The organism is Rhodococcus sp. AW25M09 (genome assembly GCF_000333955.1).
Classification (GTDB): domain Bacteria; phylum Actinomycetota; class Actinomycetes; order Mycobacteriales; family Mycobacteriaceae; genus Rhodococcoides.
Genome location: NZ_CAPS01000128.1, coordinates 1 through 11,417, shown reverse-complemented (window position 1 = coordinate 11,417; position 11,417 = coordinate 1). Strand labels below are relative to the sequence as shown.

The following is an 11,417-nucleotide window of genomic DNA, read 5'->3' as shown; positions in this document are numbered from 1 at the left end:
ATTCACCATCGTCTTCGTCCTCGCCACAGCCTCGATCTTCGGAGTCATCGGCACCTTGCGCATCAACGAGCAAGTACTCCAACGAGTCGGCGGCGTCATCACGATCATCATGGGTGCAGCGTTCATCGGATTGATACCCGCACTGCAACGCGACACCCGATTCGCACCTCAGCAGATCTCGTCCCTCGCCGGAGCGCCGCTGCTCGGCGGTGTGTTCGCGCTCGGCTGGACACCGTGTCTGGGCCCCACCCTCGCCGGTGTTCTGTCTGTCGCGGCAGGAACCGAAGGTGCAACCGCAGCCCGCGGGGTCACTCTCATCGTCGCGTACTGCATGGGACTCGGCCTACCGTTCGTCGTCCTCGCGTTCGGTTCGAGTTCGGCGATGCGCGGGGTGGGATGGCTTCGAAGGAACTCACAGAAGATCAAAGTCGCGGGCGGTGTCATCATGATCGCCGTCGGCGTGGCACTGCTGACCGGAGTGTGGGGGTTGTTCATCGCCTGGATCCGCAACGAATTCGTCAGTGCAGTGGTCCTGCCCATCTGATCGAGATGTCGCCGAACCACCACGCCGCATTGCATTGTTCGGGTAGCCGAACTATATTTTCAGGGTCCTGACATATTGTTGGTGCCGGAGGGTGTGGTCATGTCTGTGCTGCAGCGCCGATCGTCTCGGCCGCCCTCGAGGTTTCGGTCGGGCCTGGTTCTGCTCGGCCCGGCTTTCGTCGCAGCGATCGCCTACGTCGACCCCGGCAACGTCGCCTCCAACGTCAGTGCCGGCGCGCAGTTCGGATACCTGCTGGTCTGGGTGATCGTTGCCGCGAACGTGATGGCCGGTCTCGTCCAGTTCCTCTCCGCCAAACTCGGCATCGTCACCGGAATGACACTGCCCGAAGTAGTCCGCGAGAAGTCGAGCAGGACTGTGCGACTGGCATATTGGGGGCAAGCGGAGGTGGTCGCCATGGCGACCGACCTCGCCGAAATCGTCGGCGGTGCAATTGCCCTCTACTTGCTCTTCGACCTGCCGCTCCTGATCGGCGGCCTCATCACCGGGGCCGTATCGATGATCTTGCTGATGGTCCAGGATCGGCGGGGCCAACGGCCCTTCGAGTTCGTGATTCTCGGGCTACTCGGTGTCATCGCCGTCGGATTTCTTGCCAGTGTCGTCGTGGAACCGCCATCGTTCACCGAGGCCGCGGCCGGTTTGATTCCGCGGTTCGACGGCGCGGAAAGCGTGTTGATCGCCGCCGCGATGCTCGGTGCGACGATCATGCCGCACGCGGTGTACCTGCACTCCGGCCTTGCACGTGACCGGCACGGACACCCCGAGGCAGGGCCTGTCCGTCAGCGGTTGTTGCGGATCACCCGGATCGATGTCGGGTTGGCGATGCTGCTGGCCGGTGCGGTGAACATGTCGATGCTGCTGTTGGCGGCATCGACGTTGGGGGGCCGCGAGGGCGTCGATTCCATCGAAGGAGCCCACGCAGCGGTAGGGGACACTCTGGGGCCGGTCGTGGCGCTGCTGTTCGCGGTGGGCCTGCTGGCCTCGGGTCTTGCATCGACATCGGTCGGGGCGTACGCCGGCGCGATGATCATGGATGGGCTACTACGTAAGCGCATTCCGATTCTGGTGCGACGACTGGTGACCCTTGTTCCCGCACTGGTAATTCTGGCAGCAGGAGTCGACCCCAGTCGGGCACTGGTCGTCTCGCAGGTCGTGCTGTCGTTCGGTATCCCGTTCGCGTTGATTCCCTTGGTGCGGTTCACATCGGACCGCATCCTGATGGGCGGCGATGTCAATCACCGGATCACGGCATACGCGGCATGGCTCATCGCGGGAATCGTCGTCGCACTCAACATTGCACTGATCTATCTGACCGTGGTCTGACTGCACCAAAACCGGGATCGCATCAGTCCTCGGTATCGGCAGAGTCACCCTCTACCGACACCTTGCCGCCCTTTAGCAGTCAGCGGGGGAGAGGCCGCGTACCTTTCTTCCACACAAACGGGCCACAGTGCCACTGCGGCAGCGAGAGTCGAGCACTCCTGCCTCAATTTTTGCAGGATTCTGTGGATCTAAGTCACACGCTCTGAGCCCAACGGCGTCCTCAAGCGCTTCGACGGCACCGCACCACCACACCTGCTCTATCTCTGAAGCCAGGACGAAGTACGGGGCGACCCGAAACTGTTGCAACAGAATAGCTCTGTCAGTGCCCAATTGTCATACTCGCCGTCATGCGGATAGAACCATCGGCGGACCACCACTACCCGCCGAAATCGCCGAGCAGGCGGTGCAATCGTCCTCACCGCCCTGCAAACAATCGACCAAGCTCGCAGTGAGCCAGCCGATGGGGGTCGATCAAGCGCCGCCGGTAGGCCGGTCCACTGACTCCAATACGTCCGCGAGCATCGGAACGTCTCAGTCGCAACCCGTCGAGATCCGCGATAGCCCTCGCCGTCAGATCGTTGAATGCTGTCCCCCTTCCAAACAATACGGGGAGGGGGTATGGTCCGAATCGTCGCTGGATACCCCCTGGGGGTATCACTCAAGATGAAGGAGTACCTCATGATCACCACGAATTACCGAGTCACCGGCATGACCTGCGGACACTGCGAGGCGTCGGTCCGGGAAGAAGTCAGTGCTGTGGTCGGGGTCGACACGGTCGAAGCATCGGCGTCGGCGGGGACGCTGACGGTGACGAGCGCCGATGAGCCCGACCACGCCCAGGTCGTCGCCGCCGTTCGCGATGCCGGATACACAGCCGAACCGCAACCCGCAGATTCACGCACCGCGTAGCCGCTGAACTCGGCGGAGAGAAGGATTCGCACGATGAACAACCACACACATGCCGATGTCGGCGTGGCCGAGACAGCGGGCACACAGTCGGGCCACGACCCGTCTGGACACAGCGCAGCCCACACCGGACACGGCGAGCAGACTGAACACGAAGGCCATACCGGGCACGGTGGCCATGCCGGTCACGGCGATCACGTCGGCATGTTCCGTCGCCTGTTCGCGATCATGCTGGTCCTCGCCGTCCCGGTGATCGTTGCCTCGAACATGTTCGCGATGCTCCTCGGATACTCGCTGCCCGACGCAGCGTGGATCGCGTGGGTCTCCCCGGTACTGGGCACCGTGATGTATGTCTGGGGCGGTTCCCCGTTCCTCACCGGCGCAGTCAGCGAAATCCGTTCACATGCACCAGGAATGATGCTGCTCATCGCCCTCGCGATTACCGTCGCATTCGTCGCGTCGATGGGAGCGAGCCTCGGCGTACTCGATCATCAGCTCGACTTCTGGTGGGAACTGGCCCTGCTGATCGTGATCATGCTGCTCGGGCACTGGATCGAAATGCGATCCGTCGCCCAGACCACCTCCGCCCTGGATTCATTGGCCGCATTGCTGCCCGATACCGCCGAACGAGTCGAGGGCGACGATGTGGTGCCGGTGCCCCCCTCCGAGCTGCAGCTCGGTGATGTCGTCGTCGTCCGCCCCGGTGGCCGCGTACCCGCGGACGGCACCATCGTCTCCGGATCGGCGAGCATGGACGAATCGATGATCACCGGCGAATCACGCACGATCCGCCGCAGCGATGGCGACCAGGTCGTCGCCGGCACTGTCGCCACCGACTCCGGTCTCCGCATCAAGGTCACCGCAGTAGGGGAGGACACCGCCCTCGCCGGCATCGGCCGCCTGGTCGCCGACGCCCAGAACTCGACCTCGCGGGCCCAGCGCATCGCCGACACCGCCGCCGGCTGGCTGTTCTGGTTCGCTCTCGGATCTGCGATCATCACCGCGTTGGTATGGACGCTATTCGGGATGCCCGACGACGCGGTCATCCGCACCATCACCGTGTTGGTCATCGCCTGCCCGCACGCACTCGGACTCGCGATCCCGCTGGTGGTCTCCATCGCCACCGAACGTGCCGCCCGCGGCGGGGTTCTGGTCAAGGACCGGCTCGCACTCGAAACCATGCGCACGGTGGACACCGTGCTCTTCGACAAGACCGGGACCCTCACCAAGGGTGAACCCACCGTCACCGCAATCGAGGTGACGAACGGGCGCACCGCCGACAATGTCCTCGCTTTGGCTGCTGCCGCAGAAGCCGACTCAGAGCACCCACTCGCACGGGCTATCGTTGCGGCCGCACGCGCGCGGAACCTGACCGTCCCGGCTGTAGCAGACTTCCAGTCGTCCCCCGCCGTCGGGGTCGCAGCCGACGTCGACGGCACCCGGGTCCAGGTCGGCGGGCCGGCACTGCTCGAGCAGGAACGCGGATCCGAACTCGCCGTCGCCGATCGGTGGCGCGGGGACGGGGCGATCATCCTGCACGTCCTCGCCGGCGGTGTGGTGATCGGTGCACTCGCGCTGGCAGACGAGATCCGCCTCGAATCACGCACCGCAGTCGATGCGCTCCACGCCCGCGGAATCACGGTCGTGATGATCACCGGTGATGCCGATGCTGTCGCGAAGTCCGTCGCGACCGAGCTCGGTGTGGACCGCTACTTCGCCGGGGTGAAACCGGAAGACAAGTCCCACACCGTCGCTGCACTCCAGAGCGAAGGACGCACCGTGGCGATGGTCGGCGACGGAGTCAACGACGCGCCCGCTCTCGCGCAAGCGGACGTCGGCATCGCGATCGGGGCGGGTACCGACGTCGCTATCGCGTCGGCCGGGGTGATCCTCGCCAGCGACGACCCGAGGTCGGTGTTGTCGGTGATCGAACTCTCGCGGGCCTCGTACCGAAAGATGAAGCAAAACCTCTGGTGGGCAGCGGGATACAACCTCATCTCGGTTCCGCTCGCGGCAGGAGTGCTCGCGCCGGTCGGGTTCGTGCTGCCGATGTCGATCGGCGCGATCCTGATGTCGCTGTCGACGATCATCGTCGCTGCGAACGCACAATTACTGCGTCGACTCGACCTCACACCCGACACCATCACCGGAGCGGTGAACGAGGGGAGTTCCAACCCTCCGTCGCAGCGCACACCGTCACTGTGAGAGCTGATCTCGTACCGGGAACGCAGCCCTGACAATTGTGGAACGTTGATGGCCGCACCTTCTCCGCCGGAGAGGATGCGGCCATCGTTGTCTATAGCGGGCCGGGTCAGCCGAGCAGCCGCTGCATGGTGTCGATTTCCTGCTGCTGGGTGGCGACGATGGTGCGGGCCATCTCCAGGGCGTCAGGATTGGAACCGTCTGCGATTTCGGTGTTGGCCATCTCGATGGCGCCGGTGTGGTGGGCGATCATCATCGTCAACCACTGGCGGTCGAATTCCGGTCCCGACGCTGCCATCAACGCGTCCATGTCCTGAGCGGTCATCATGCCGCTGCCGGAGCTGTGGTCCATCCCGCCCATGTCACCCATGTCACCCATGTCACCCCTGTCCATGTCGGGCATGGGCTGGCCCCACTCGGTGAGCCAGGTGGTCATCTGGTCCATCTCGGGCTGTTGCGCGGCGGCGATCGCCGATGCCAGCGACAGCACCTCCGGGTTGTCGGTGCGGCCGTTCGCCATGTCGGCCATCTCGACTGCTTGGGCGTGATGCGGGTACATCATCTGCGCGAACATCACGTCGGCATCGTTGAACTCTGCGGACGCGCTTGCTTGGGCCGAGGACATCGGTGCCGAGGACATCGATCCCATCGCATGGCCGTCCATCGACGAATCGGCCGCGTTGTCGCTACAGCCGACGACGAGGAACGCGCTCGCGGCGGCAGCAGCGATCGAGGCAATGACTTTGGTACGCATGAGGAAACTCCTTGCAAGAGTGAGTAGTGCAGAGAATTGGATGTCGTTCGATCCGCCGACAGACACGCGTCTGACGGGCTCCCTGTCACACTCGCAAGGTCACCGATCTGTCCAACTCCCATAACGTCCACGGCGGCGCACGCTCAAGCGTGGAGTCGGCCCGTCCAATGATCCGGTTCACCGATGTCGGCGCCAGGTCGAGGGCTGCGCTCATCGCCGGGACCGTCAGCGCGGGCCACGACACCGTCGTGCCGACGCAGGGATGCATCATCTGGTGCCCCGACGGGCAGTCATGTTCCCCGGTCATCACCGGAACCGTGGCGTCCGTGTGGGACGGTGCTGCGAACGAGGCATGGCCGCCGCTCATCGATGTGGACATCGAGCCGGTCACGGGCATCGACATCGGTGTCACCGAATGCATCAACAGGACACCGAACACCGTCAGTGCAATCAGTAGAGCTGCCGTCGGAGCTGTGCCCCGTCGACCGTGCCGATTCACTGAGTGCATGCGGCCGATGATACCAACATATACCCCCTGGGGGTACGCCTGTCTCGTCGCGTTCGGTCGTCGAAGCATTTCGTCATGTCTTCGAGGTGTCGAGTCCGAGATCTGTTGCGCGGTTGTAGTCGTCGTCGATGAGCACCACGCTGCGATGTTCCCGGTCGAGTAGTGAGGCCGCGATCGAGGCGCGATAGCCGGAGGCGCAGTGCACCCACACTTTGCCGTCGGGAACTTCTGCGAGTCGGTGCGGCAGTTCGTGGAGGGGAATGTTGATCGCACCGGGGATGTGGCCGTCCGCGTATTCGGACTGTTGACGGGTGTCGAGCACTGCAATGTCCGAGTCCTCTGCGGCGAGTCCGGCGAAGTCGGACACTTCGTAGGACCGTACGCGCCCGTCGCTGGCGAGCGAATGAATCTCTCCGACAGCGGAGCCGGAGGGGTGGTCGATGCCGATACGTGCCAACTCCCTTGTGGCCTCGTCGATTTGATCGGATGTGTCGCCGATCAAGGTCAGCGGCGCACCCCACTGGTAGAGCCAGCCGAGGTAGGTGACGAATGTCGTCGACAGCTCGAAGCCGAGGGAACCGTCGAGATGTCCGGCAGCGAAGGCGGTGCGTGCGCGGAGGTCGACGACCCATTGTCCGTCGTCGATGCGGCGGCGTAGTTCGTCGGGGTCGACGGGTTCTGGGGTGGACAGGTCGATCGGTGCGGGGCCTTCGGTGTTGATGACGCCCATGTGGGCGTAGTACGCGGGGTAGGCCGACAGTCCTGCGATCAACTCGTCGACGTAGGTTTGTTCGTCCTGGGTCAGCGCGGGATTGGACTGTTGCTGTTCACCGATGGTCGACGAGTCGCCGCTGGTGGGGGTCGCGGAGCAGAAGCTACCGAATCCGTGGGTGGGGTAGACCTCGACGTCGGCGGGGAGTTCGGCGGCGATTCGACGGACCGAGTGGAACTGGGCATGGGTGAGCTCGTCGGTGTGTTCGGAGCCGAGTAGGTCGGTGCGGCCGGTGGATCCGTAGAGCATCGAGCCGCCGGTGAAGATCGCGATCGGTTCGTCTCCGAGTTGCAGTACGTAGCTGACGTGATGATGTGTATGGCCCGGGGTGTGCATGACCTGAAACGTCGCCGATCCCGCGTCGACGACATCGCCGTCCCCCACTGCCCGTCGCTCGAATTCGACCGGGTCACCCTCGGGCACAACGTATTCGGCTCCGGTGGCGCGTGCGAGTTCGAGTCCGCCGGTGACGTAGTCGTTGTGGATGTGGGTTTCGAGTACGTGGGTGATCGCGGCGTTCTTCTCCGTGGCCAGTGCCAGGACGCGGTCGATGTCACGTTGGGGATCGATCACGACGGCGATGCCGTCGTGGCTGATCAGGTAGCTGCGGTCGCCGAGGCTCGACGTTTCGATGATGGCGATGTCTGGATCGGTGGTGCTCACGGGGTACTCCTACGGTGTAATCGGGTCGGCCTCGTTTCTGACGTGAAACGTCCTCGTTCAGGCCAGTGCGAGGAAGAGCTTTTCCAGTTCTGCTTCGGTCATGGGCTCTTTGTTGTCTGCGGTGTCGCCGGTCATGCATTCACGAAGGCCGGTGGCCACGATCTTGAATCCGGCTTTGTCGAGGGCGCGGGAGACGGCGGCGAGTTGAGTGACGACGTCTCGCAGTCGCGTCCGTTCTCGATCATGCCGATCACACCGGCGAGTTGGCCGTGTGCGCGGCGCAGACGGTTGAGTACCAATGCGATGCTGTCTTCGTCGCCGATCATTGCGGTCTCCTGAGGGTGTGTGATGGTGGTAGTCCTTCCAGATTACCCCCGGGGGCATCGGTTCGGTGTGTGCAGTCGGTCATGAAAGAACGAGGGTGTCGACAAGTACATAGCCCGCGACGGCGAACACCAGGTAGGCGAACCACGTGCGCAGCTTGTCGGTGTCGATGCGTGTGCTCAGTTTTCCGGCGACCAGCGAGCCTGCGATCGCCGCACCGGCGAACGCGGCTGTCAGTGGCCAGTTCCCGCCGAGCCCGTCGGCCTGAGCGATCAGTCCGGCGGCGGAGTTGGCGACGATGACCACCAGCGACGTTCCGACAGCGACACTCATCTCGATTCCCAGCAACAGCACCAGAGCGGGGATGATCAGAAATCCTCCGCCGACGCCGAACAGTCCGGTGAGGACACCGACCCCGAACCCGGTCGGTATGGACCGTGGTGCGCATCGCCGCCAATCGATCCCGGAACTTCCTGTCTTGCAAGCGGTTCCGACATCGTCGGTGCTGCGCAGCATCCGCGCCCCGGCGATGATCATGACGATCGCGAAGCCGATCATCACTGCGGCCTCGGGCAGATGCCTGCCCAGGACGCTGCCGACCACGGTGCCGACAATGCCGGTGGCCGCGAAGATCGCCGCCAGTCGCCATTCGACGAGCTTCGCCCGCACCTTGGGGATGGCCCCGGTCGCCGAGGCGACACCGATCACCAGCAACGATGTCGGTATCGCCTCCGACAGGTCCATTCCGAGGGCGTAGACGAGAACCGGGACGGCGAGGATCGACCCGCCGCCTCCGAGGAGACCGAGCAGGATGCCGACGGCGACGCCGAGGACCAGTGCCAGTGCCAGGGTCATCAGCTGTGGGCTGTGTCCTGGCCACCGAGTGCGTCGATGGCGGCCTGGAGCTTGGTGGTGGCCTCGGCCGCGACATCGGAGAGGGCGGGTTCTCCGGTCGCTTGGACCATGATGTCGGGGTTCATCGCTTCGACGATCACCGATCCGGATGTGGCGGTGTCGGCGCGGACGACGACATTGCACGGCAGCAGCAAGCCGATCTGGCGCATGACTCCGACGGCGCGGTGCGCGAGGGTGGGATTGCAGGCACCGAGGATCAGATACTGCTCCATGTCTTCGCCGAGTTTGGCCTTCAACGTGGCCTGCATGTCGATTTCGGTGAGAACACCGAAGCCTTGGTCGGACAGGGCTGATTTGACGGAGTCGACTGCGGTGTCGAAGTCGGTGTCGGTCAGAGTGGTCGAGAGTGCGATGTTCATGAGGGAAATTCCTTTCGGTGGTCGAACTGTGGTGGTGTGGGCCTACCCGATTCGGGGCCGGCGAATACTCGGCACGCCCGCTTTGGTGAGCAGTGCGCTGGCCGGGCACCAGCCAACCGCTGCGTAGAGGGCGAGGTTGGCGGCAGCGAACGCGCTGAGCAGTCGCCACTGCGGTGCGTGGAGTTCGCCGAGGGCCAGGCCGGTGGCGGTGACACCGGCCGCGAGGGCGGGGACGATACGTTCGATCGGCCATCCCGCGAACGCGGACGAGCGGGTGGTGTTCGGATCGGTCATGATTGCTCCGTTCGGTGCGGTGAGAGTGTCAGTGCGAGAAACTGATCGAGGGCAACACCTTGCGCAACCAGGCCGGTGACCACCATGCGGCGTGACCGGTCAGACGCAGCAGGACCGGCAGCAGGATGAGCCTGATCAGGAAGGCGTCGAGCAGTACCGCGACACCGAGAATGATGCCCATTTCTTTCGGTGGGAGCGGATCGGAGAGTGCGAAGGTGAAGAACACGGCGACCATGACCGCGGCGGCAGCGAAGATGACGCGGCCGGAGTGGGCGAGGCCGTCGACCTGGGCGGCTTTCGGGTCGCCGGTCTTCTCGTAGTGCTCTTTGGCGGTGGCGAGCAGGAACACGGTGTAGTCCATGGCGATGGCGAAGATCATCGCGAAGAAGAACACCGGTCCCCAGCCGTCGAGGAACCCCTGTGGGGTGAAGCCGAGCAGTGATGCACCGTGTCCGTCTTGGAAGATCAGCTTCGCTACTCCGAATGCGGCTGCGGTCGAGAGCAGACTGACGGCGGTGCCGAGGATCGCGATCAGCGGTGCCTGCAGTGCAACGAGCAGCAGGATGAAACCGAGCGCGAGGATGATCCCGATCACCAGCGGCAGGTAGTCGTTGAGGGCTTGCTGCAGATCGAGGTTCTCCGCCGGTGCCCCGCCGACCAATGCCGACTCCGGGAGCTGCGCGCGCAGGTCACCGAGGATGGTGCCCATACTCTCGTCGGAGGGGTCCACGGCGGGAAGCGCTTGTAGCAGTGAGTAGTTCGAGCCGTCCGCGGCAGGCTGGGGCGGAGTCACCATCGAGATCCCGTCGACGCTGCTGGCTGCGGTGGCGGTCGCGGCGGCGTCGGAAGAGGGGACGACGATCTGCAGTGCGCCGGGTGCGCCGTCGCCGAACTGGGCTTGGACGAGCTCGTAGCCCTGGCGGACCGGTGCGTCTTCTGGGACGACGGAGATCGAGGGCATCGCGACTTTCAGTCCGAGGACCGGAAGGGCGAGGGCGATGAGGATGCCGACGGAGACCAGTGCGAACGGCCAGGGGTGCTTGTGGAGTAGTTCGCCCCAGGCTGCGAATTTCGGGGAGCGGTGCTGCTGGCGCTTGGCGTAGGGCAGGGAGGCGGCGTTGACCTTGGAACCGAGTGCCCCCAGGGTTGCGGGGAGCAGGGTCATGGTGGCGATCAGCACGAAGGTCACGGCGAGCATGATGCCGACGGCCATGGTGCGCACCGCCGGTGCGGGAACGAGCAGGACGGCCGAGAGGCTCACCAAGACCGTCAGACCGGACAGGACCACGGCTTTGCCTGCGGTGTCCATGGTTTCGGCGACCGCGGCACGTGGATCGGCGTTGCGCAGTGCGTCGCGGAACCTGGCGACGATGAACAGGGCGTAGTCGATTCCGAGGGCGAGGGCGAACATCATCGCGAAGTTCATCGCCCACACCGAGATCGGCGTGACGCCGTTGAGCAGAACGAGTCCGCCTGCGGATGCGACCAGGCCGGCAACGGTGAGTAGCAGCGGCAATCCCGCGGCGACGAGGGAGCCGAACGCGAGCACCATGATCGCCAAAGTGACCGGCCAGGAGAACAATTCGGCCTGAATCATGGCGTCGTGGTTGGCCTTGTTGAAGTCCGACCACAGTGCGGAGGATCCGGTCGGGTAGACCTCGATGCCGTCGCCGGAGAGTTCGGTCAGCTCGCCCTTCACCTCGTCGACGGCCTTGACCATGTCGTCGGTACTCGCGTTTGCGCCGGCGATCAAGATGCCGGTGTGACCGTCGGGACTGATCGTCATGCCCGGCTGGGGGGCGATGACCTCACCGAAGCGAGTGTCACCGTCGAAT

At 64.4% G+C, this 11,417-nt stretch carries 11 protein-coding genes and 1 pseudogene; 4 read left to right on the top strand and 8 right to left on the bottom strand.

Annotated elements, in window-relative coordinates:
* The 4 genes from RHODMAR_RS24250 to RHODMAR_RS24235 all read left to right on the top strand — a co-directional run.
* Positions 1 to 544 (top strand): cytochrome c biogenesis CcdA family protein (locus RHODMAR_RS24250; RefSeq protein WP_042940233.1); only part of this gene is annotated, 544 nt, incomplete at its 5' end.
* 99 nt (positions 545 to 643) lie between these two features.
* The gene (locus RHODMAR_RS24245; protein ID WP_008720039.1) at positions 644 to 1,885 is read left to right on the top strand and encodes an Nramp family divalent metal transporter; all 1,242 of its coding nucleotides are present in this window, start codon (positions 644 to 646) and stop codon (positions 1,883 to 1,885) included.
* Between the two features lie 678 nt (positions 1,886 to 2,563).
* Entirely contained in the window at positions 2,564 to 2,794 is a 231-nt protein-coding gene (locus RHODMAR_RS24240) for a heavy-metal-associated domain-containing protein (protein WP_042940234.1), read from the top strand.
* A gap of 33 nt (positions 2,795 to 2,827) precedes the next feature.
* On the top strand, positions 2,828 to 4,996 hold the full coding sequence (locus RHODMAR_RS24235; protein ID WP_008720036.1) for a heavy metal translocating P-type ATPase: 2,169 nt from the start codon (positions 2,828 to 2,830) through the stop codon (positions 4,994 to 4,996).
* 106 nt (positions 4,997 to 5,102) lie between these two features.
* Here the strand turns inward: RHODMAR_RS24235 and RHODMAR_RS24230 are convergent, their stop codons facing one another.
* The 8 genes and pseudogenes from RHODMAR_RS24230 to RHODMAR_RS24195 all read right to left on the bottom strand — a co-directional run.
* Positions 5,103 to 5,747: a DUF305 domain-containing protein gene (locus RHODMAR_RS24230; RefSeq protein ID WP_008720034.1), complete on the bottom strand. Its 645-nt coding sequence runs from the start codon at positions 5,745 to 5,747 to the stop codon at positions 5,103 to 5,105.
* A gap of 85 nt (positions 5,748 to 5,832) precedes the next feature.
* Entirely contained in the window at positions 5,833 to 6,255 is a 423-nt protein-coding gene (locus tag RHODMAR_RS24225) for a DUF6153 family protein (RefSeq protein ID WP_027494146.1), read from the bottom strand.
* Between the two features lie 73 nt (positions 6,256 to 6,328).
* Positions 6,329 to 7,690: an MBL fold metallo-hydrolase gene (locus RHODMAR_RS24220; protein WP_008720030.1), complete on the bottom strand. Its 1,362-nt coding sequence runs from the start codon at positions 7,688 to 7,690 to the stop codon at positions 6,329 to 6,331.
* Between the two features lie 57 nt (positions 7,691 to 7,747).
* Positions 7,748 to 8,016, bottom strand: a pseudogene (locus tag RHODMAR_RS24215) (metal-sensitive transcriptional regulator).
* 79 nt (positions 8,017 to 8,095) lie between these two features.
* A complete protein-coding gene (locus RHODMAR_RS24210) occupies positions 8,096 to 8,869 on the bottom strand; it encodes a sulfite exporter TauE/SafE family protein (RefSeq protein WP_008720028.1) in 774 nt (257 codons plus the stop codon).
* Positions 8,869 to 9,288, bottom strand: a complete 420-nt coding sequence (locus RHODMAR_RS24205) for a DUF302 domain-containing protein (protein WP_008720026.1) — start codon at positions 9,286 to 9,288, stop codon at positions 8,869 to 8,871. The genes RHODMAR_RS24210 and RHODMAR_RS24205 overlap by 1 nt, the downstream gene beginning before the upstream one ends.
* Before the next feature lie 42 nt (positions 9,289 to 9,330).
* Positions 9,331 to 9,582, bottom strand: coding sequence for a YgaP-like transmembrane domain (locus RHODMAR_RS24200; protein ID WP_008720024.1), 252 nt, complete (start codon positions 9,580 to 9,582; stop codon positions 9,331 to 9,333).
* Between the two features lie 28 nt (positions 9,583 to 9,610).
* On the bottom strand, positions 9,611 to 11,417 hold a 1,807-nt coding region (locus RHODMAR_RS24195), incomplete at its 5' end, for an MMPL family transporter (RefSeq protein WP_008720021.1).